At 68.1% G+C, this 19,885-nt stretch carries 19 protein-coding genes; 6 read left to right on the top strand and 13 right to left on the bottom strand.

Annotated features, from left to right (window positions below; translation table 11 throughout):
• Nucleotide 1: 1 nt before the first annotated feature.
• The 3 genes from G6N35_RS01370 to G6N35_RS01360 are packed head-to-tail and all read right to left on the bottom strand — an operon-like array spanning nucleotide 2 to nucleotide 1,419.
• On the bottom strand, nucleotides 2-718 hold the full coding sequence (locus G6N35_RS01370; RefSeq protein ID WP_163802576.1) for a response regulator: 717 nt from the start codon (nucleotides 716-718) through the stop codon (nucleotides 2-4).
• Nucleotides 708-1,121, bottom strand: a complete 414-nt coding sequence (locus G6N35_RS01365) for a DUF302 domain-containing protein (protein WP_163802574.1) — start codon at nucleotides 1,119-1,121, stop codon at nucleotides 708-710. The genes G6N35_RS01370 and G6N35_RS01365 overlap by 11 nt, the downstream gene beginning before the upstream one ends.
• 28 nt (nucleotides 1,122-1,149) lie before the next feature.
• Nucleotides 1,150-1,419 carry a metal-sensitive transcriptional regulator gene (locus G6N35_RS01360; protein ID WP_163802571.1) on the bottom strand — a complete coding sequence of 90 codons (270 nt, stop codon included), beginning with the start codon at nucleotides 1,417-1,419 and terminating at the stop codon, nucleotides 1,150-1,152.
• Between the two features lie 201 nt (nucleotides 1,420-1,620).
• On the opposite strand from G6N35_RS01360, the gene G6N35_RS26855 reads away from it, so the two are divergent.
• On the top strand, nucleotides 1,621-1,758 hold the full coding sequence (locus tag G6N35_RS26855) for a DUF8730 family Cys-rich protein (protein WP_170313104.1): 138 nt from the start codon (nucleotides 1,621-1,623) through the stop codon (nucleotides 1,756-1,758).
• Between the two features lie 40 nt (nucleotides 1,759-1,798).
• Here G6N35_RS26855 and G6N35_RS01355 read toward each other — a convergent pair whose 3' ends face one another.
• Nucleotides 1,799-2,614: a Fic/DOC family protein gene (locus G6N35_RS01355; protein WP_163802569.1), complete on the bottom strand. Its 816-nt coding sequence runs from the start codon at nucleotides 2,612-2,614 to the stop codon at nucleotides 1,799-1,801.
• A gap of 2 nt (nucleotides 2,615-2,616) precedes the next feature.
• Nucleotides 2,617-3,666 (bottom strand): putative nucleotidyltransferase substrate binding domain-containing protein, encoded by a 1,050-nt coding sequence (locus G6N35_RS01350; protein WP_163802567.1) that lies wholly within the window; start codon nucleotides 3,664-3,666, stop codon nucleotides 2,617-2,619.
• Between the two features lie 175 nt (nucleotides 3,667-3,841).
• Between G6N35_RS01350 and G6N35_RS01345 the strand changes: the two genes are divergently transcribed.
• Entirely contained in the window at nucleotides 3,842-5,374 is a 1,533-nt protein-coding gene (locus G6N35_RS01345) for an amino acid permease (protein ID WP_163802566.1), read from the top strand.
• An 82-nt stretch (nucleotides 5,375-5,456) separates the two neighbouring features.
• Here the strand turns inward: G6N35_RS01345 and hypE are convergent, their stop codons facing one another.
• Genes hypE through hypF form a run of 4 tightly spaced genes read right to left on the bottom strand, consistent with a single transcriptional unit; the run spans nucleotide 5,457 to nucleotide 10,201 of the window.
• Nucleotides 5,457-6,527: a hydrogenase expression/formation protein HypE gene (gene hypE / locus G6N35_RS01340; RefSeq protein WP_163802564.1), complete on the bottom strand. Its 1,071-nt coding sequence runs from the start codon at nucleotides 6,525-6,527 to the stop codon at nucleotides 5,457-5,459.
• Nucleotides 6,520-7,623 (bottom strand): hydrogenase formation protein HypD, encoded by a 1,104-nt coding sequence (gene hypD / locus G6N35_RS01335; RefSeq protein WP_163802562.1) that lies wholly within the window; start codon nucleotides 7,621-7,623, stop codon nucleotides 6,520-6,522. The genes hypE and hypD overlap by 8 nt, the downstream gene beginning before the upstream one ends.
• Entirely contained in the window at nucleotides 7,620-7,895 is a 276-nt protein-coding gene (locus tag G6N35_RS01330; RefSeq protein WP_163802560.1) for a HypC/HybG/HupF family hydrogenase formation chaperone, read from the bottom strand. The genes hypD and G6N35_RS01330 overlap by 4 nt, the downstream gene beginning before the upstream one ends.
• Nucleotides 7,868-10,201, bottom strand: a complete 2,334-nt coding sequence (gene hypF, locus G6N35_RS01325) for a carbamoyltransferase HypF (RefSeq protein ID WP_163802557.1) — start codon at nucleotides 10,199-10,201, stop codon at nucleotides 7,868-7,870. The genes G6N35_RS01330 and hypF overlap by 28 nt, the downstream gene beginning before the upstream one ends.
• Before the next feature lie 270 nt (nucleotides 10,202-10,471).
• Here hypF and G6N35_RS01320 point away from each other — a divergent pair, with 270 nt between their 5' ends.
• Together G6N35_RS01320 and hypB are read left to right on the top strand one after the other, a co-directional pair.
• Nucleotides 10,472-10,807, top strand: coding sequence for a hydrogenase maturation nickel metallochaperone HypA/HybF (locus G6N35_RS01320; RefSeq protein WP_163802555.1), 336 nt, complete (start codon nucleotides 10,472-10,474; stop codon nucleotides 10,805-10,807).
• Between the two features lie 23 nt (nucleotides 10,808-10,830).
• A complete protein-coding gene (gene hypB, locus G6N35_RS01315) occupies nucleotides 10,831-11,589 on the top strand; it encodes a hydrogenase nickel incorporation protein HypB (RefSeq protein WP_163802553.1) in 759 nt (252 codons plus the stop codon).
• 6 nt (nucleotides 11,590-11,595) lie between these two features.
• Here the strand turns inward: hypB and G6N35_RS01310 are convergent, their stop codons facing one another.
• Both G6N35_RS01310 and G6N35_RS01305 read right to left on the bottom strand, forming a co-directional pair.
• Entirely contained in the window at nucleotides 11,596-13,725 is a 2,130-nt protein-coding gene (locus G6N35_RS01310; protein ID WP_163802551.1) for a SpoIIE family protein phosphatase, read from the bottom strand.
• 152 nt (nucleotides 13,726-13,877) lie between these two features.
• Entirely contained in the window at nucleotides 13,878-14,540 is a 663-nt protein-coding gene (locus G6N35_RS01305) for an SIMPL domain-containing protein (protein WP_163802549.1), read from the bottom strand.
• 160 nt (nucleotides 14,541-14,700) lie between these two features.
• On the opposite strand from G6N35_RS01305, the gene G6N35_RS01300 reads away from it, so the two are divergent.
• Nucleotides 14,701-15,150 carry a hypothetical protein gene (locus G6N35_RS01300; protein WP_163802547.1) on the top strand — a complete coding sequence of 150 codons (450 nt, stop codon included), beginning with the start codon at nucleotides 14,701-14,703 and terminating at the stop codon, nucleotides 15,148-15,150.
• Nucleotides 15,151-15,154: 4 nt separating this feature from the next.
• Here G6N35_RS01300 and G6N35_RS01295 read toward each other — a convergent pair whose 3' ends face one another.
• Both G6N35_RS01295 and G6N35_RS01290 read right to left on the bottom strand, forming a co-directional pair.
• On the bottom strand, nucleotides 15,155-17,314 hold the full coding sequence (locus G6N35_RS01295) for an acyl-CoA dehydrogenase family protein (protein ID WP_163802545.1): 2,160 nt from the start codon (nucleotides 17,312-17,314) through the stop codon (nucleotides 15,155-15,157).
• A 74-nt stretch (nucleotides 17,315-17,388) separates the two neighbouring features.
• Nucleotides 17,389-18,156, bottom strand: coding sequence for an SDR family NAD(P)-dependent oxidoreductase (locus G6N35_RS01290; RefSeq protein ID WP_163807394.1), 768 nt, complete (start codon nucleotides 18,154-18,156; stop codon nucleotides 17,389-17,391).
• Between the two features lie 126 nt (nucleotides 18,157-18,282).
• Between G6N35_RS01290 and G6N35_RS01285 the strand changes: the two genes are divergently transcribed.
• A complete protein-coding gene (locus G6N35_RS01285; RefSeq protein WP_163802543.1) occupies nucleotides 18,283-19,824 on the top strand; it encodes a molybdopterin-dependent oxidoreductase in 1,542 nt (513 codons plus the stop codon).
• Nucleotides 19,825-19,885: the final 61 nt, after the last annotated feature.

Here is a 19,885-nt window from a genome sequence, read left to right as displayed (position 1 = left end):
ATCAGCCACTGCCCATCCGGTAGCCGACTCCGCGGACCGTCAGCACATACCGCGGACGCCCGGGATCATCGCCGAGCTTGCGGCGCAGATGGCCGATGTGGACGTCGATCAGATGATCGTTGCCCACCCAGTTGTCGCCCCAAACCGCTTCCAGCAGCAGACGGCGGGTGAACACCAGACCAGGGCGACCCGACAAGGCGGCCAGTACGTCGAACTCCGTGCGCGTCAACATGATCGCCTCCGGACCCACCCACACTTCGCGGCCGGCGACGTCGATGCGCAGATCCCCGAAGACCCGCGGCGGCGGTTCGACGGCAGCTGACCCGCCCGATGATGTGCGCGGCCGCCGCAGCATCGCCTGCACCCGGGCAACCAGCTCGCGGGGGCTGAACGGCTTGGTCATGTAGTCGTCGGCACCCACCGACAGTCCGACGATGGTGTCCACCTCGGTGTCCCGAGCAGTCAGCATCACCACGTAGGCGTCGGAGAACGTCCGCAACTGCCGGCAGACCTCGATGCCGTCGATTCCGGGCAGGCTCAGATCCAGGACCACCACGTCGGGGTCGGTCTCCCGGGCCAGCCGCAGCGCGTCTTCCCCTGTCCCGGCCGAGGCGACCTCGAAGTGTTCGCGTTCCAGGTAGTTGGCGACGACGTCGGCCAGGGCGGTCTCGTCGTCGACGACGAGGGCCCGGTGGGCGCAGGTGGATCTAGGAATCACCGAGGGAGTCGATCGCCGACTGCAGTTTGGCGCCCACCTCGTCGGCGACCGCCCGCAATTCAGGCTCGGCGGTGACCTCGACCAGCAGCTGGGGGTTCATCGCTTCGACGACGACCGATCCCTGATGGTCCGGGTCGGTGCGCACCACGACGTTGCAGGGCAGCAGCAAGCCGATCTGGCGGTCGATGCCGACGGCGCGGTGCGCCAGCGGCGGGTTGCAGGCGCCGAGGATGAGGTACTCGCCGAGTTCGTCACCGGCCGCCTCGCCCAGCTTCTTGCTGAACGTGGCCTTCATGTCGATCTCGGTCAGTACGCCGAATCCCTGGGCGGCCAACGCCTCGCGGGTCCGCGCGACGGTGTCGTCGAAGGATCCGCGCACCGTGGTCGACAGCGCGATACCCATGTGTCACTCCCCCTTGAGTTGATGTAGTTCAAGCCAGCGCGAGGAACAGCTTCTCCAGCTCGGCCTCGTTCATCGGGGTGCCGCCGTTGGCCGCGCTTCCGCTGACGCATTCGCGCAGTCCGGTGGCGACGATCTTGAAGCCGGCCCGATCGAGTGCCCGCGACACCGCGGCCAGCTGGGTCACGACGTCCTTGCAGTCGCGGCCCTGCTCGATCATCGAGATGACACCCGAAAGCTGACCCTGCGCGCGGCGCAGCCGGTTGAGCACCGCTGCGATGGCGTCTTCGTCTCCGACCATGACAACCCTCCTGAGGTTCCGTACGTCCAAGCGTACCCGCAGGGGTATAACCGCACGCCGTAGAAATTCATGCCCATGCCGCAACACAGCCGGCACAATACCCCATGGGGTATAATGACCCTACACTGGAGGAGTTCGTGCGACCATTGCCGCGCGTAAAGACACCGCCCACGCATAGCCTTCAGAAGCAGAGGAGTGATCATGTGCTATCCCGTTGAATGCCCGAGTTGCCACAAGACCACCTGGGCCGGCTGCGGCGAACACGTCGCCGACGTCAAGAGTTCCGTGCCGCCGGCCCAGTGGTGCACCTGCGGCGCCAACGACCCGGCTCGCCACTGAGAGCTCACGAATAAGCACTGAAAGCGGCTGGACCAGATAGCTATTCAGCCGCCGACAGGGCGTTGAGGAATACCGGAAGGAATGGCCGGTGGTTGGCCTCTCCCCCACGCCGAAACGGCATGCTGTCGCGCGAGGCGGCGTACCACTGCGCCCGGCTGACCGTGGAGAGGTCCAGCCGGTGACCGCACAGCGCGGCGAGAGTGTGTAGTAGCAGCGTGCCGGTGCGGCCGTTGCCCTCCCGGAACGGGTGCACCTGGTTGTAATCGGCATACCAGCGGGCGAACTCGTAGGCCAACCGTGCGGTGTCGGGCGGGCCGAACTCCCCGGGCAGGCTGCGGGCGCGGATGTCCAGCTCGGCGACCGCAGCTCCGAGGTCGGCCTGCCAGGCGAACACCGTCTCGCCGCGGCGTAACTCGGTGACCCGCACCCGCCCGGCCCAGGCGTAAACGTCGGCGAACACGTGCTGGTGCACGGCGCAGACGTCGAGGTCCGCGACGCTGGCCGCACCGGAGGCAAGATGCTGATGCCACTGGGCGGTGCGCCCGGCGGTGGCGACGAATTCCAGATCGGCCAGCACCTCGGGGGCCTCGGTGCCGAAGTTGTTGCGCAGCATCGTCGTCCCCGGGATCAGGTAGGGCCGCCGCCGCGCCAGGATCCGCCGCCGCGCAGGCTGCGGCGGCGGATGGTGCGCCCGATACTCGGCGAGATATCCGGCGAATGTGCGCTCCCCCGAGAGCAATTCGGCCAAGGCGGCGAGGTGGGCGTCCTCGGGTCGCCAGCCCTCGAGTCGCTGGGCGGCAACGGTTTGCTCCAGGCCGTGACGAAGGTGTGGTGCGAGCCGGTCGCGAGGATCCATCGTCACTGCGGTATCGAGGACAGGAAGTTCAGCTTGCGCCGGATACCGCTGACCTCACGGGACACCGTGCGCAGTGTGGCCCGTTCCTGGGGCGCCAGTTCCGCCATCGACACCACGTCGTCGACCGGCGTTCCCGCCAGCCAGGGCTGGGTGCGCAGGCGCCAGCGGATCCGCGACAGCGCCACGTAGCAATCCCGCAGGCTCGACGCATCATCGGTCTCGAGTACCGAGGCCGCGGCCGCGTCGTTGAGACGTTCCATGGTCGTCAGTGCGTCGGAGTTCGCCGACAGCGCGCCCCAGCGGGCGATCTTCACGATCGGGTCGATCACCGCTGCCTTGAGATCGGCCCGGTCCACCTGGGTCGCGAAGATGCGCAACCGCGACGGGATCGATGCGCGCACAAAGGTGGCGTCCTGCACCATCGACTTGAGCGCGATCGGGTGGCGACGGGCGGCGGCGATCGCGTGTGGACGCAGTCGCTCGTGGCGCTCGGTCTCGGTGACACTCCAGGCATCGGCCAGCAGGCCCAGCATCACCACCCCACGATCCAGGTCGGGTTCGGCGGCCCACCGTTCGATACCGTCGGCCCAGCTGGCGTCGCGTCGGCAGAACCGCAGCCGACTGGCCAGCACGCCGTTGTCGTCCAGTTGCAGCCCGCACGCCTCGAGCAGCGCGTGCACCTCGGCGGCCAGCGTCAACGCGTGGGTTTTGCCCTCGTCGTCGACATCGTCGGCCAGCGCCACCAGCGTCTCGACATCGGACCCGGGCACCGCTTCCCCGCGGCCCACACTGCCGGAGACGAACCACGTCCAGCGCGGCTGCGGCCCCTCGGCCGTCGTGGCGACCAGCCGGGCGGCCGTGGCGACCGTGCTGCGCATCGCCTCCGACCAGCCGGCGGCCAGCGCCAGGGTGGGCATGTGCCGGGCCAGTTCCGCGCCAACCACCTGTTGGGCGCGTTTCACGGCCGCGCGCAGGGTCGCCTCGTCCGCGGCAGCCTCGATCTCGGCGACGGTCGCGACGATGCCGCGGGTGGACTCCGATTCGGCGGGCATGACCATGATTGTCGCCTGGTTGGCCGCGGCCCGGGTGACCTTGGACTGGTCACGCGAATGTGATGTCGACGAAACCGCCCCGACAAACACCTGACCTAAATTTCTGTCACATGACAGTTATTCGCTCCGGGTCAATGGCGATCCGGCCGTCCCCGATTCCCAGGAGTACCCGCACATGACTAGAACCTTCGATCCGGCGATCTCGTCCCAGGAGGACGCCGACACCCTCTCCGAGCTGGGCTATACCCAGGAACTGCACCGCGGTATCGGCGGCTATGCCGCGTTCGCCTCGGGCTTTTCCTTCGTCTCGATCCTGACGACAGTATTCGCTTTCTTCCCGCTGGGCTTCGCGCTCGGCGGCCCGGCCTTCTTCTTCACCTGGCCGATCGTGTTCGTCTGCCAGTTCTGCGTGTGTCTGGTGTTCGCCGAACTGTCCGGCAAGTTCCCCGTCGCAGGGGCGATCTACCAGTGGTCGCGGCGGCTGGCCGGCAACGCGGTCGGCTGGTTCGCCGGTTGGTTCATGCTGATCGGCTACATCGTCAGCATTGCCGCACTGGCGATCGCGATGCAGACCGTGCTGCCGCCGATCTGGAGCGGCTTCCAGCTGGTCGGCACCGACATCGACCCCTTGTCGGTCGACGGTGCCACCAACGGCATCATCCTGGGCTCCATCACGATCATCCTGTGCACGATCATCAGTGCCGCCGGGGTCAAGTTCATGGCCCGTATCACCGTCACCGGTGTCACCATCGAGATCATCGGCGTGGTGCTGATCATCGCCGCGATGTTCTTCACCGCCGAGCGCAGCCCCGCCAAGGCAGTCCTGGACACCGGCGGCCATGGCAGCGGTATCCACTACCTGCCCGCCTTCCTGGCCTCGATGCTCATGGCGGCCTACGTGATGTACGGATTCGACAGCGCCGCAGAGCTTTCCGAGGAAACCAGGGACCCTCGCCGCACCGCCCCCAAGGCGATCGTCAACGCACTTCTGGTGTCCTTCGTCGGCGGCGGTCTGATGATCCTGGCCGCATTGATGTCCGCGCCGGCGCTCGGTGACGACCTGGCCACCGGCGGGATGGCGTGGGTGATCGAGAGCCAGCTCGACACCTGGCTGGGCAAGACGCTGCTGGGCCTGGTCGCCGTTGCGATGTTCTCGGCCACGCTGGCTATCCAGGCGTCGGCATCCCGGGTGATGTTCTCGATGGCCCGCGACAACCGGCTGCCGTTCGGCACCTTCCTGGCCAAGGTCAACAAGCGCACCGGCACCCCGGTCATCACCGGTATCGCGGTCAGCGTGCTGGCTATCGGCGTGCTGCTGGTGAACCTGGGCCAGTCCAGCGTGTTCGCCGCGATCGCCTCGGTCTCGGTGGTGATCGTCTACCTGGCCTACCTGATGGTCACCGTGCCCGCGCTCATCCACCGGCTGCGGGGCACCAGCCTGTCCTACGGACCGCCGGTGATGGACCTGGGCAAATGGGGCATCCCGGTGAACCTGGTCGCCGTGGTCATGGGCGGACTGCTGGTGATCAACATCGGCTGGCCGCGCCAGGAGGTCTACAACCCCGCCGGTGACTCGCTGTTCCTGCAGTACTTCGCGCCGATCTTCACCGTCGCCACCCTCGTGGTCGGCTACCTGGCCTACCGGGTGGTCAAGGACCGCGACGGCGCACCCGACCCGGTGGATGCCCTGGTCGGCAAGAAGAAGTAGCCACCGCGCGCCGAGCAGACGCAAAATCGCACGAAAACGGCTCTGCCAGTGCGATTATGCGTCTGCTCGCGGGTGGGGGTCACTAGCAGATCCGCGGAAGCTGCTCACCCAGTTCGCGTTCGATCACCCGGGTGGTGCCGAATGCGGTGCGTCCCACCACCATTCCGGGATGCTCCTCGACCGCCCGGCCGATGATCACCGCATCGGCGCCCTCCGGCCGCGACCGCATGGCCGCCAGCACCGCCTCGCTGTGGGCCGGGTCGACGAACGCGACGAGTTTGCCTTCGTTCGCCACCTGCAGCGGGTCCAGCCCCAGAAAGCTGCACGCCGAGGACACCGCTTCGGGAACCGGGACCAGGTGCTCGTCGAGTTCCACACCCACACCTGCGCAGCGGGCGATCTCCACCGTCGAGGCGACCAGGCCGCCGCGGGTCGGATCACGCAGCGTGTGAACGACATTCGGGGTGTCGACGGCCGCCAGCATCGCAGCCACCAGACGGTGCAGCGGCGCACTGTCAGTGGTCACGGTGGTGCCGAAGTCGATGCCCTCACGCACACTCATGATCGCCACACCGTGCTCACCGAGATTGCCGGACACGATCACGTGGTCACCGGGGCGGGCCTGATCCGGTCCGACCCGAACTCCCTCGGGCACCACGCCGACGCCGGCGGTGTTGACGAAAAGCCCGTCGGCGCCGCCCTTTCCGACGACCTTGGTGTCACCGGTGACGATACCCACCCCGGCGGCCGCGGCGGCCTTGCCCATGGTCTGCGCAATGGCGCCCAGAACCTCCAGTTCCAAGCCCTCCTCGAGGATGAAACCGGCGGTCAGGCCCAACGGCTGCGCGCCGCTCATGGCCAGATCGTTGATGGTGCCGTTGACGGCCAGATCGCCGATGTTGCCGCCGGGGAAGAACAACGGGTTGACGACGTAGGAGTCGGTGGTCAGGGCGATCCGGCCGCCGGCGACCTCGAGCAGTGCGGAGTCCCGCGCCGGCCCGCCAGAAGATCCGAACGCCGGCAGGAAGAGATTCTCGATCAGCTCCTCGGACAGGATGCCACCGCCACCATGACCCAGCACGATGCGTTTAGTCTCACGCAGCGGCAGCGGGCAGACCCAGTCGGACGGATCGATACCCACCGGCTCAGACATGGGCAGCGGTCTCCAACCGACGGAACTGGTAGTAGGCGGCGCAGGCGCCTTCGCTGGACACCATAGTGGCGCCCAGCGGGGTGCGCGGGGTGCAGCTCGTCCCGAACGCCGGGCACTGGTTGGGCTTGAGCAGACCCTGCAGCACTTCACCGGCATGGCATTCGGCGGACTCGGCCACCGTCAGGTGACCCACCCCGAATCTGCGTTCGGCGTCGAACTGCGCATACCGCGGCGAGAGCGCCCAGCCGGACTCGGGGATCATGCCGATCCCGCGCCACTGCCGGTCGGTCACCGTGAAGACGTCGGCCAGCGCCTGCTGCGCCACGGTATTGCCGGCATCGCTGACCGCGCGCGGGTAGGCGTTGCGCAGTTCGGCCTTGCCGGCCTCCAACAGCTCGACGACCTGACGCACCCCCTCGAGCAGGTCCAGCGGCTCAAAACCGGTGACCACGATCGGCACGTCGTACTTCTCGACCAGCGGACCGTACTCCGAGGTGCCCATCACGCTGCACACATGACCGGCGGCCAGGAAGCCCTGCACGCGGTTGGTCGGCGAGCTGAGGATGGCTGCCATCGCCGGCGGCACCAGCACGTGGGAGATCAGCACCGAGAAGTTGGTCAGTCCGAGGCGCTGGGCGTGCAGCACCGACATCGCATTGGCCGGCGCGGTGGTCTCGAAGCCGACGCCGAAGAAGACAACCTGCTTGTCCGGGTTGTCGGCAGCCACCCGGGTGGCGTCCAGCGGCGAGTACACGATGCGCACGTCGCCGCCGCGGGCCCGCACGCTGAACAAGTCCTGGTGGCTGCCGGGCACCCGCAGCATGTCGCCGAAGGAACAGAAGATGACATCCTCGCGCCCGGCGATCTCCAGCGCCCGGTCGATCATCTCCAGCGGTGTGACGCACACCGGGCAGCCCGGCCCGTGGATGAACTCCACCGCACCGTCCAGGAGCTGGTCGATGCCGTTGCGGATGATCGAATGGGTTTGTCCGCCACAGACTTCCATGATGGTCCAGGGCCTGGTCGCGGTGCGCCGGATGGCATCGACAAGGGCTTTGGCGGCCACCGGATCCCGGAACTCGTCAAGGTATTTCATGCCGGTTCTCTCCTACCCTGTCCTTCGACACCGTTCAGCTCCTCTTCGAGGATGCCGAGGTCTTCGAACATCTTCAGCGTCTCGTGGGCCGAGACCTCATCGAGGCGGGTGATCGCGAAACCCGCATGGACGATGGTGTATTCGCCGATCTGCATGTCGGGCAGATAGGCCAGGCAGACCGTCTTGGTGGTGCCGCCGAAGTCGACGGTGGACATCCGGGTGCCGGCCTCTTCCCAGATCTCGATCACTTTGCCGGGGATTCCGAGGCACATACGCCATTCCTTTCCGGTACTGCCGCCGCGTCGGGGCTGCCGAGCATCGCGGCGGCGATGGCGGCCTGGCCGAGTGCCAGGCCACCGTCATTGCAGGGGACGATTCGATGGCTGAGGACTTCGAAACCACGCTCGGTGAGCGCACACCGAAGACCTTGCAGCAGAATACGATTGGCGAACACACCACCGGTCAGTCCGATCGTCGGAATACCGGCGGCGCGGGCGCACATGGTGGCCGAATCGGCCGTCGCCCGGATCACCGCGTGGTGGAATCCGGCCGCCAGATCAGCGGTAGGCCTACCGGCCCGCAGCCCTGCGACGATCCCGGTGATCACCGGTGCGGGGTCCATCACGCCGTCGGTCACGGCGAACTCGAGGGCCACCGGTGCGCCGGATCGGGCCAGATGCTCGAGTTCGACGGCGGCCTGCCCCTCGTAGGTGACCAGCTGGCACACCCCGAGCAAGCTGGCCACGGCGTCGAACAGCCGGCCCATGCTGGTGGTGGCCACACAACCGAGTCCGCGGGGTATCTGCTGGCGCAGGATGTGCAGCGCGGTGTCATCGAGCGCCGCAACCGGCGGCAGGTCCTCCGACCAGGGCACCCCGGCCCGGGTCAGCAGATCCAGCGCGATCCTGGCGGGCTGGCGGGCCGCACCGTCACCGCCGGGCAGTCCGAAGGGCCGCACATGACCCACCCGGGTGAACCGTGCCGTATCGGTGACCGCCAGAAGCTCGCCGCCCCAGATGGTGCCGTCGGTGCCGTAGCCCGTGCCGTCGTAGGTGACCGCGAGCGCGGGTGTTCCGAGGCGGCCGTGCTCGGCCAGCAGGGAGACGGCGTGCGCGTGGTGATGCTGGACGGCAAGCACGGGACGGCCCGCCCGATGGCGCCGGGCCCATCCGGTGGTGGCGTAGCCCGGGTGCAGATCGCACGCGACGAGGTCGGGCCGACGGTCGGTCATGAAGGCCAGGTGGTCGAGGGCCGCCTCGAAGCAGGTCTGGGTGCGCGGGTCGGCCATGTCGCCGAGGTGCGAGGACAGGTGGGCATGACCGTCCGAGCCCATCAGGCAGAACGTCGTCTTCAGGTCGCCCCCGGTGGCCAGGATGACCCGGTCGGGGCGCGGTGCCACAACCGGCACCGACACCGGCAGCGGTGCGTAGCCGCGGGACCGTCGCAGCGGCAGTTGCTCGCCCCGGTCGTCGATGGTGATCACCGAATCTTCGCAGGGCACGTGGATGGGCCGGTCATGGGTGAGCACCGCGTCGGCCAGACCGTCGATCCAGGTCAGGTCGGCGTCCCGGAACACGATGGGCGATCCACCTTGGTTCGCTGAGGTCATCACCAGCGGCAGCGGGCCGAGCCGGTCGAACAGTTGATGATGCACCGGCGAGTAGGCCAGCATCACCCCGAGCTCGCCCAAACCCGGGGCGACTTCGTCGGCCACCCCGCCCCGGCGGCGCGGGACCAGGACGATCGGCGCAGCTGGGCAACTCAGCGCGGTGCGGGCGGCGGCGTCGAGCAGCGTCACGGCGTCCGCGGCCGTCAGGTCGGCCACCATCACCGCCAGTGGCTTGGCCGGCCGGTTCTTGCGTCTGCGCAATTCGGCGACCGCGGCACCATCATCGGCCCGGCAGGCCAGGTGGTAGCCACCGATGCCCTTGATCGCGACGATCGCTCCGTCGCGCAGGGCGGTCGCTGCCGATCCGATCGGATCGTGCTCGCTGGTGGTTCCGCCCTGCTGCCAGGCCAGACGTGGCCCGCAGTCTGGACAGGCGATGGTCTGGGCGTGGAATCTCCGGTCGGCCGGGTCGTGGTACTCCGCCGCACACGCCAGGCACATCGGGAAATCCGCCATGGTGGTCAACGGTCGGTCATAGGGCAGGTCGGTGATCACCGTGTAGCGCGGCCCGCAGTTGGTGCAGGTGATGAACGGGTGCCCGTATCGCCGGTCGGCCGGATCGCGCATCTCGGCCAGACAATCGGCGCAGACCGCGATGTCGGGCGGCACCAGGGTGCGCGAGTCATCACCGGTCCGGCTGTCGATGATGCGAAAACCGTTGGCGCCCTGGATCTCCAACGTCCGGGAGAGCATGGTGTCGATCCGCGCCATGGGTGGGTGGCGATGCCGGATCGCCGCCACGGCGGCTGCCACGTCCTGCTGGGGACCCTCGAGTTCGACATGCACCGATCCGGCGTCGTTGTAGACGAAGCCACTCAACGCATGCTCGGCGGCGATCCGCGCGACCGCAGGGCGAAATCCGACGCCCTGAACCACGCCGGTGATGTCGAGGCGCACCCGCACATTCATCGGGTCTCCTGAACCTCAGCCCGCCGGCCGCAGGAGTAGAAAGGTGCTCATGAACCTCCGCAGCGCTGACACGACAACCCGCGACGGTGGGCTGTCCGCGCGGGTGGGTGCCGTCCACGCTAGTCCCGGACCCCTATGACCACAATCACTATTTCGCACCGAAACTCTGCGTTTTTCCGCCCTGAAACTCCCCCGTCCGCGCCCTCGCCGGACGTAGGGTGCAGGCCTGCACAAACCGCGGCAACGACGTGAAAGGCAAGGGGCGCGACGGTGCATGAATTGTCGCTGTGCCAAGCGATCGCCGGGGTGGTCAGGCCGTACGCCAAGGACCGTCACATCGATGTCGTGCACGTCCAGATCGGCGCGCTGCGCCAGGTGGTGCCGGAGTCGCTGTCGTTCTGCTGGAGCATGGTCCGTGAACACGAGAGCATGCCCGAAGCCGAACTGGCGCTGGAGTTCGTCACCGCCGCCGTCGGATGCCGCGAATGTGGCCGCCAGTCCGAGATCACCTCTCGGTGGTCGGTCAGCTGCCCAGAGTGCGGAAGTGCCGATGTCGAGGTGCTCCGGGGTGAGGAGTTCCTGGTGACCTCCCTCGACGTGTCCTGACCGACCAGCGAAAGGTCCTGACCATGGGTCGATTTCACCGCCATGACGACGGCACCGTGCACGCGCACGACGACGACCACGCACACGATCACGGCGATCACAGCGGCTACGGCACCGGCTCCCAGCGCATCGAGGTGCTCGAGTCGATCTTCGCCGAGAACGACACCCGTGCCGACATCAACCGGACCGCGTTCGAGACCAACGGCATCCGCGCGCTGAACCTGATGAGTTCCCCGGGTTCGGGAAAGACCACGGTGCTCGCGGCCACTCTCGACGAGCTCGCCGCAGACCTGGCCGTCGGCGTCATCGAAGGTGACATCGCCACCGATATCGACGCCGCCCGGCTCGGCGGCCGGGGCGCCCAGATCTCGCTGCTGAACACCAACAACGGTTTCGGCGGCGAATGCCACCTCGATGCGCCGATGGTCAACCGGGCGCTGCAGGGCCTCGACCTACCGGCGCTGGACCTGGTCATCATCGAGAACGTCGGCAACCTGGTGTGCCCGGCGGAGTTCGACGTCGGCGAGCACGCCAAGGCCATGGTCTACTCGGTCACCGAAGGCGAGGACAAGCCGTTGAAGTACCCGGTGATGTTCCGATCGGTCGACGTGGTGCTGCTCAACAAGATCGATTTGGTGCCGCATCTGGACGTCGATGTCGACACCTACATCGCCCATGTGCGACAGGTCAACCCGACCGCCACGATTCTGCCGGTCAGTGCCCGCACCGGCGAGGGGATGCCGGCATGGTTCGACTGGATCCGCGCCTTCACCGTGGGCTGACGCCGCTCACCTACCGAAACGAACCGCCACCACGCACACGTCGTCGTTGCGCGGCGCCGGTGCCAGCGTCTGCGACAGCCGCTGGCAGGCCTGTGTCAGCGGTTCGTCATCCGACCAGTCCGCGATGAGCTGCTGGGCCCAGCGCAATCCGGTCTCGATGTCCTGCCCGCGCCGCTCGATGAGTCCGTCGGTGTACAGCACCACGATGTCGCCGTCGGCGAGCCGGGTGTACCCCTGCGCGTAGCTGATGGCCTCGACCGGGCCCAGCACCGGACCGTGGCCGGTGGTCAGCCGGGTCACCGCACCGGTGGCGGCGCTGCGTAGCAGCGGCGGCGGGTGTCCCGCCGAGGCATACGACAGCGACCTGTCCTTGGGATCGAAGATCGCCACGCTCATGGTGGCGAATTTGCCCTGGCTGGCGTACCTGGTGAACGTGTTGAGTTCGGCCAGCAGCCGCGCCGGGGACAGGCCCTGCAACGCCAGCGCCCGGGCCGCGCTGCGCAACTGCGCCATGTCCTCCACCGCGGGAAGCCCGTGTCCGACGACATCGCCGACCGCGACATAGGTCCGGCCCTCCCGCAAGGCCAGCGCGTCGTACCAGTCACCGCCCAGACCCTGGACCGTGTCGGCCGGCTCGTAGCTGACCGCCACGTCCATGCCCTCGATCGCCGACGGACTGCTGGGCAGTACCGCTGCCTGCAACACGACAGCACGGGCATGTTCGTCGGCATACACCTGGGCCCGCACCAGAGCCTGACCGGTCATGGTGGCCACCGCGGAGGCGTAGGCCAGCTGAGCGGTGTCCAGGGGCTGCGGAGTGTCCCACACCAGCACCAAGGCACCGATCGCCTTGCCGCCCGGGGTCAGCGGCCAGGCCAGCAGGCTGGTGGCTCCGCTGGCCTCCAGCCATACCGCATTGTCGGGGTAGCGACGGCGGTACTCCTGCGGATTGCGGATGACGACGGGCTGGCCGGTGCGTACGACGTCACTGGCCGCCGTCGGCTCGTCGAGGGCCACCCCGCGCCCGAATCTGGCGACGACCGCCTCGGGATAGCCGGCCATCGTCACCCATGTCAGCGTGCTGCCGTCCGAGGAGACCAGTCCAAAGTGCACGGCCGTGGCGCCGGCATCATTGATGACCTGGGACTGGACCGCGTCGCCGATCTGGTCCTGCGTCAGCGCCCCGGACAGCAGCTGGCCGAGCCGGGCCAAGGTTTCCAGGCGAAGCCGTTCCCGTCGTTCGGCCTGGCGCTGGCGGATGGCGGTGACGCGGCCGGCGGCCTCCTGGGCGGTCAGCATCGCGACCAGGACCACGACGGCAATGGAAGCCTGCGCCACCGCCAGCCGGCCGGCCGGGGACATGTGCAGATGGGCGAATGCGCCGTATCCACCGTCGGTCATGAAGTTGGTGATGAAGGCCACCACCGCTCCAGCCAGGGCGGCACCGAGGACGTCGAGCCGGAAAGCCGCCCAGGCCAGTACCGGGAGGAGGAACAGTGCAGGCGGCAGCTCGCTGAGGAAGGCCACGATGGACAGCCCCACGGTGGCGAGCAGGGTCAGCACCATCTCGGCCTTGCGAGCTGCCAGCACGCGGGACTGCTTGGGCCACAGCAGGATCGGTGCGGCAACCACCAGAACCCCGATGCCGTCGCCGGCCCACCAGTGCAGGGTGGCGTGTGGTAGCCAGACACCGTCGCGCAAGGCGATGACCAGCCCGCCGATGACACCGCCGACCAGCGGACCCGAGACCACCGCACCGACGACGAAGCGGGCCAGGTCGTCGCGCCGTCTCAGGTCCGGCGGCCCCTTGCACCACCGGCGCACCAGCGTCGCGCCGACCAGGGGCTCGATGGTGTTGGCCAACGCGAAGCCGGTCGCGGCGGCCCAACTGAAGTCGTACCGCAGGTCGACGGCGAATTCGGCGAGGAAGATCGCTGCGACGATCACCGGCCACCGCGAGCGTCGTGTCAGCAGCATGGCCGACACCGTCACACCTGCCGCAGGGAAGAACGCCGGCCCGATCTCGGCGCCGAAGGTCTGCCACGACAGCACGGCGCCGCCGATGTAGGCCAGGGCAACCCAACCGAACAAACCCGTGGCCGCACCGAGGCGGTCCAGACGGTTGGAGCCGGTCAAATAGGTTCACCCCGCACTTCGACGGCTCCGCTACCTGGAGCGCACCCGCCGAGCCTAGTCGGCGCGGTGACGCGCGCGCAGGCGAACTATCCGAAGCACACCCCGCGCGCCACGGCCGTCAACCCAATCATCGTGAATAGCGTTGGAGCCGTTCACTTTTCGGCGACGACGAACGTTGCCTCGACTTCGGCGTCCACGTCCACGTCCTGAGGCCGCAGCGAGAATTCATCGCCGCCGCCCTGCGGCGCCGCCTGAGCGAGCATGGCCGCCCGCGGTGTCGGCGCGGGCCGGTTCAGTCCCGTGTCGCTGATGCTGCGCACGACTACCGTGCCCAAGTCCAGGGCATCGGCGTAATCCTGGGCGCGACGGCGCGCATCCTGCACCGCATGCCGGCGGGTGGCGCGTTCCACCTCCAACCGGCGGGTCTCGGTCAGATCCCATTCGAGATGGCTGATCGACAGTCCCTCGACACCGACTGCCGATGCCACCCAGACAGACAGTACGTCGAAATCGGCGAAGGTCGCCTCGACGGACACCGACGCCGTGTGCACGAGCGGCAGCTTCTTGCCGTCCTTGTGCCAGGGCCGGTGGGAGCCCATCCGGACCTGATCGACCGAATATCGGGTCACCGGCCCCTGGCCGGTCTGGTGCCGGGCCTCCAGGGAGGCCTTGACCTCGGTCAACGCGGTCGTGACCGCAAGGAACACCGGCTCGGGCGCCGGCCCTTCCAACGCCAGCGTGACGTGGACGGTTCCGAGTTCGGGCGGCAGGGTCACCGAGTGCGCACCGCGCACATTGATCTCAACGTCGCTCATCACGACCACCCTAGGCAGGCAGCGCGGTCAATGGGGCCCGGTGAGGAGTCCGGTCGAGTTCACTAGGATCGGGCGGGACCGATCTCGCGGAGGCAGAGCCATTTCTTCCACCACTTCCCCCGACACCGCTGACACCCCGGCCACGGCAACGACCCGGCCGTTGTACCTCGGTACCGGCCACGACATCAGCGCGGCGGCCAACGCACTCGATGCCGACCAGCCGTGGTCGTCCTCGGCGGTCGCCGAGTCGGAGTTGCCCGACTTCACCCCGCAACGCCGATGGACCTCGGCGATGCTGGCCGCGGCGGGTATCGTCGCGCTGGCCACGCTGGTGGTCGCGGTGATCACCACGGCCGACAGCTCGTCGCACCCGACCGAGGAACAACCACCGACGCCGCGGTCGGTGGTCGCCTCCACTACCGCGGTACCCGCTCCGTCCTCGTCACCTGCCACGCCGGAGGCTGCCCCGCCAGTTCAGACCTTCTCAAGCGTGACAGCGACGGCGTCGACACTGGCGCCGCCGCCCGTGAAGTCGGGGTTCGGAGACCCCAAACCCGGTGTGCGCCAACGGCTGCATGACCTGTTTCCCCGGCTGTTCCCCGGCCGGTAGCCTGCTACTTGATTAGCGGATCGCGCGGCATACCCAGGATTCGCTCGGCGATCTGGTTGCGCGTGATCTCCGATGTCCCGCCGGCGATCGCCATACCGCGCGCACCCATCGCGGCCCGGGCAGCCAGCGCTGCTTCACCATCGTCGAGCGCCAGTTCCGTGCCGACCAGACTCGCGGCGATCGCGCCCTGTTCCTGGAACTGTTCGGCCAGTTTCAGTTTGGTGATGTTGCCCTCCGGTCCGGGGCCGGCACCTTCGATGCTGCGCACCACTCGGCGCAGATTGAGCAAACGCAGCGCATGATCCTCCGACAGGAAGCGGCCGACCCGCTGCACCGCGCCGACCACCCGGCCACCGTTGCGCTGGGCCAGATCCACGAGCCAGGCTGAGGCGGGTGCGATATCGCCCCCGCCGCCACCGATGCTGACCCGCTCGTTGCCGAGCGTGGCCCGCGCGACGGTCCACCCGGTGTTGGGCTCACCGACCACGTCCTCGTCGGGCACGAAGACGTCGTTGAAGAAGACCTCGTTGAACTCCGAACCACCGGTGATCTGGCGCAACGGCCGGACCTCCACCCCCGGTGCCTCCATGTCGATGATGACCATGGTGATGCCCTGATGCTTCGGCGCGTCCAAATCGGTACGCACCGTGGCCAGCCCGCGCTTGCAGTAGTGCGCCCCGCTGGTCCACACCTTCTGGCCGTTGATCTTCCAGCCACCGTCGACTCGGGTGGCCCGGGTCCTGACTGCGGCGGCGTCCGAGCCCGCCGACGGCTCGGAGAACAGCTGGCACCAGATCTCGTCCTTGCGCAGCGCCTTCTCGACGAATCGTTCGATCTGCGAGGAGGTTCCATGCTGGACGAGGGTCAGGATCACCCACCCGGTGATGGCGTAGTCGGGCCGTTTGACGGCGGCAGCGGCGAACTCCTCCTCGATGAGCACCTGTTCGATCGGCCCGGCAGCTCGGCCCCACGGCTTGGGCCAATGCGGCTGGATGTAACCGGTCGCGATCAGCTCGTCGAGTTGCGCTTTGCCTTCCAGCTTGGCCAATTCAGCTGCATCCGTGCGGATCTGCTCCCGCAGCGCTTCGGCGTCCGGAGGTAGTTCCAGGGTGTTGGCGCGGCCGACTCCGGCGGCGGTCAGGCTGAACACATCGGTGGCAGGGCCGTCGCCGCCGAGCAGCGCCTGCAGGGTGAGTGCCCGGCGTAGATGAAGATGCGCGTCGTGCTCCCAGGTGAACCCGATGCCGCCGTGCACCTGAATGTTCAGCTCGGCGTTGCGAACATAGGCGGGGAAGGCCAGGGTCGCTGCCGCGGCGGCGAGCAGTTCGAACTGTTTGGCATCATCCCCAGCGGCGCGGGCGGCATCCCATACCACCGCGACCACCGACTCGGAGGCCACGATCATATTGGCGCAGTGGTGCTTGACTGCCTGGAAGGTGGCGATCGCGCGGCCGAATTGCTCACGCACCTTGGCATATTCGACAGCAGTGTCCACGCAGTCCGACGCACCGCCGGCCGCCTCGGCGGCAAACAGGGTCCGCGCGTAGGCGACGGCCACCGATCGCGCACCGGGGAACACATCGATGACGGGCGAGTCGCTGAGTGTGACCCGGCCCGACCGGCGGGTGCGGTCAAGGTTCGCGGGTACGTCGATACTCACCCCGTCGCCGTCGCGGGCGACCAGGACCACGTCGTCACCGGCGACGAGCAACAGCAGATCACCGAGTCCGGCGCCCAAGACCACGCCCGCGTCACCGGAGGCGGTGCCGCCGGCCACGGTGATTGATGGGCTCAGACCTAGTGCGGCAGTGACGCTTCCGTCGGTCAGCCCGGGCAGCAGCCGGGCCTTCTGCTCCTCGGAGCCGACTGCGGCGACCACTGCCGACGCGACGACCGTCGGCACGAACGGCCCCGGCGCCACGGCGCGGCCCAATTCGTCGACGACGACGACGAGCTCGGGAAGTCCATACCCCGAGCCGCCGTACTGTTCGTCGACGTGCAGGCCGAGCCAGCCGAGCTCGGCCAGCTCGGCCCAGAACGCCGGACGGGTCTCCTCGTCGGCATCCAACAGTTCCCGTGCAGCCCAACGCGCTTTTTGCGCGGTCAGGAACGAACGGGCCACGTCGCTGAGTTCGCGGTGGTCGTCTGTGAGTGCGATACCCATCAGTGTCCTCTCGGGGCTGCTACCGGATTTCCTAATGCCTTACCACAGCCGGGACCGCCGGCGGGAGGCCGTTCTCACTTGGGCGCGAAGCGCTGTCCCGCGTCCAGGCGGATGCACTGCCCGTTGAGCATCGGGTTCTCGACGATCGCCGAGACCAGCTTGGCGAACTCCTCGGGCTTGCCCAACCGCTTGGGGAAGGCCGCGTCCTTGGTCAGGGCTTTGGCGAACTCGTCGGGAATGCCCTTGGTCAAGCCGGTCGCGAACAGACTCGGCGCGATCGCCAGGGCGCGGATGCCGACGGGCCCCAGGTCGCGCGCCATGGTCAGGGACATGCCTGCGATCCCGGCCTTGGCCGCGGTGTAGGCCACCTGCCCGATCTGGCCTTCGAACGCCGCGATCGAGGCGGTGTTGATGATGACGCCGCGCTCACCGGTCTCCTCGTCCTCGGGCTCGTTGCCGGCCATATGGGCCGCGGCAAGCCGGCTGATGTTGAAGCTGGCGATCAGGTTGAGATCGATCGTGCTGCGGAAGGTCTCCAGGGAATGCGGGCCGTTCTTGCCGAAGGTCTTCTCGGCGACGCCACCACCGGCAGTGGTCAGGATGACGTGCAGGCCGCCCAGTGCGTCGACGGCGTCGGCCAGCACCTTCTCCGTCCCGGCGAAATCGGTGACGTCGATGGCGAAGAACGGCCCACCGACGGCGGCGGCCACCTCGGGGCCGTCGGTGCCCGCACGGTCCAGGATCGCCACCTTGGCCCCGCGCGAGGCCAGCAGCTCCGCACTTGCCCGCCCAAAACCCGATGCGCCGCCCACGACGATCACGTTCTTGCCCGAGATCTCCATCCGTTCCTCCTTCGAGGCCGTCACGGCACCTGCCGTACGGCGTTCAGTTCCTGATCGGTAAGCACGTTACCGCTCGTCATGAGTCGGTAATGACGAGGGTCACCGGTGCGGCGGTAGGTTGATTTCATGCCCCGAACCAGCATCGGTCTGCGGATGGGCGCCGGCATCGCGGCTGCCGCGGTGGCCGTGGGCGTGGCCCAGTTACTGGCCGCGTTCTTCTCCCCCGCCGCAGACGCCCGCACCGCAGTCGGCACCGCCGTGATCAACCTGACGCCGGGTCCGGTCAAGGAATGGGCCATCCAGACCTTCGGCACCGCAGACAAACTGTTCCTGACGGTGATGGTGATCGTGGTGATCGCCGTACTCGCCGCGGTGAGCGCGATCTGGGAGCGATCCCCGGTTCCGACCGGCACGCTGGCAATCCTTGCCGGTGCGGGCGTTGGCAGTGTGGCGGTCATGGGGCGGCCGGGCGCCCAGCTCACCGACATCGTCCCCACGCTGGTCGGTGCGGCCGCCGGGATCGTGGTGCTGCGCTGGTTGACCTCCGGCCGGATCAGTGACGGTAGGGCAACCGCCTCGACCGAGGCGGCCGGCGTGGACCCCGGGCGCCGGCTGTCCCTGGTGACGCTCGGGTTCGCGGGGCTGGGTCTGCTCAGTGGGGTCGGCGGTGCGGTGATCAGCCGCGGCTTGCGCTCGGTGTCCGGCGACCGGGACAGCTTCGCACTGCCTGAGGTGAAGTCGCCGACCCCACCCATCCCCGCCGGGGTGCAGCCCAGTGGCGTGCAGCTGCCGAGTTTCATCACCAGCAACTCCGACTTCTACCGGATCGACACCGCGCTGAGCGTCCCGCAAGTGTCGCGGGCCGACTGGCGGTTGCGGATCCACGGCATGGTGGACCGCGAGATCACCTACACCTTCGAGGATCTGCAGAAGTTCGAGCCGATCGAGAAGGTGGTAACGCTGACCTGTGTGTCGAACCCGGTGGGCGGCGACCTGATCTCCAATGCCACCTGGACCGGCTATCGGGTCCGGGACCTGTTGAAAGACATCGGCATCCACCCTGATGCCGACATGGTGCTGTCGACCTCGATCGACGGATTCACCGCCGGCACCCCGGTCGAGGCGTTGACCGACGGGCGCGATTCCATGCTGGCGATCGGCATGAACGGCGTACCGCTGCCCGTCGAACACGGCTATCCGGCTCGCCTGGTAGTGCCCGGTCTGTACGGCTTCGTCTCGGCCACCAAGTGGGTGACGGACCTCGAGTTGACCCGCTTTGATCGGGTGCAGGCCTACTGGACCAAGCTCGGTTGGTCCGAGCGCGGCCCGATCAAAACCGAGTCGCGCATCGACGTCCCGCGCGACGGACAGAAGGTGGGCAAGGGCCCGGTCACCTTCGGCGGAGTGGCATGGGCCCAGGACCGCGGCGTGAAGTCCGTGCAGGTTCGCATCGACGACGGGCCATGGCAGCCCGCGCAGCTCGGCGCGTCGTACTCCAATGACGCCTGGAGGCTGTGGAGTTTCCCGTGGACGGCCACCCAGGGCGGTCCGCACACCATCACGGTGCGCGCCACCGACAACACCGGCGCGCCCCAGACCGAAGACCAGGCCCTGCCCGCGCCGGACGGCGCCACCGGCTGGCATGCGGTGACGTTCGAGGTGACCTGAGCCCGCTTCGTTCTCGCCGAGACTGTCGTCACGCAGACCCGCACTCGCAATGTGTCTGCAT

Source organism: Mycolicibacterium anyangense, assembly GCF_010731855.1.
Lineage (GTDB): Bacteria > Actinomycetota > Actinomycetes > Mycobacteriales > Mycobacteriaceae > Mycobacterium > Mycobacterium anyangense.
Note: the sequence above shows the minus strand (reverse complement) of the source record. Positions and strands in the feature narration are given on the sequence as shown.

Bases quoted from the DNA above. Each gene is read 5' to 3' on its own strand.
- G6N35_RS01330 (WP_163802560.1), bottom strand. From the start codon at position 7,895: ATGTGCCTCGGAATCCCCGGCAAAGTGATCGAGATCTGGGAAGAGGCC.
- G6N35_RS01360 (WP_163802571.1), bottom strand. From the start codon at position 1,419: ATGGTCGGAGACGAAGACGCCATCGCAGCGGTGCTCAACCGGCTGCGC.
- G6N35_RS01350 (WP_163802567.1), bottom strand. From the start codon at position 3,666: ATGCCCGCCGAATCGGAGTCCACCCGCGGCATCGTCGCGACCGTCGCC.
- hypF (WP_163802557.1), bottom strand. From the start codon at position 10,201: ATGAATGTGCGGGTGCGCCTCGACATCACCGGCGTGGTTCAGGGCGTC.
- hypE (WP_163802564.1), bottom strand. From the start codon at position 6,527: ATGTCTGAGCCGGTGGGTATCGATCCGTCCGACTGGGTCTGCCCGCTG.
- G6N35_RS26855 (WP_170313104.1), top strand. From the start codon at position 1,621: ATGTGCTATCCCGTTGAATGCCCGAGTTGCCACAAGACCACCTGGGCC.
- G6N35_RS01345 (WP_163802566.1), top strand. From the start codon at position 3,842: ATGACTAGAACCTTCGATCCGGCGATCTCGTCCCAGGAGGACGCCGAC.
- hypB (WP_163802553.1), top strand. From the start codon at position 10,831: ATGGGTCGATTTCACCGCCATGACGACGGCACCGTGCACGCGCACGAC.
- G6N35_RS01355 (WP_163802569.1), bottom strand. From the start codon at position 2,614: ATGGATCCTCGCGACCGGCTCGCACCACACCTTCGTCACGGCCTGGAG.
- hypD (WP_163802562.1), bottom strand. From the start codon at position 7,623: ATGAAATACCTTGACGAGTTCCGGGATCCGGTGGCCGCCAAAGCCCTT.
- G6N35_RS01295 (WP_163802545.1), bottom strand. From the start codon at position 17,314: ATGGGTATCGCACTCACAGACGACCACCGCGAACTCAGCGACGTGGCC.
- G6N35_RS01285 (WP_163802543.1), top strand. From the start codon at position 18,283: ATGCCCCGAACCAGCATCGGTCTGCGGATGGGCGCCGGCATCGCGGCT.
- G6N35_RS01365 (WP_163802574.1), bottom strand. From the start codon at position 1,121: ATGGGTATCGCGCTGTCGACCACGGTGCGCGGATCCTTCGACGACACC.
- G6N35_RS01305 (WP_163802549.1), bottom strand. From the start codon at position 14,540: ATGAGCGACGTTGAGATCAATGTGCGCGGTGCGCACTCGGTGACCCTG.
- G6N35_RS01290 (WP_163807394.1), bottom strand. From the start codon at position 18,156: ATGGAGATCTCGGGCAAGAACGTGATCGTCGTGGGCGGCGCATCGGGT.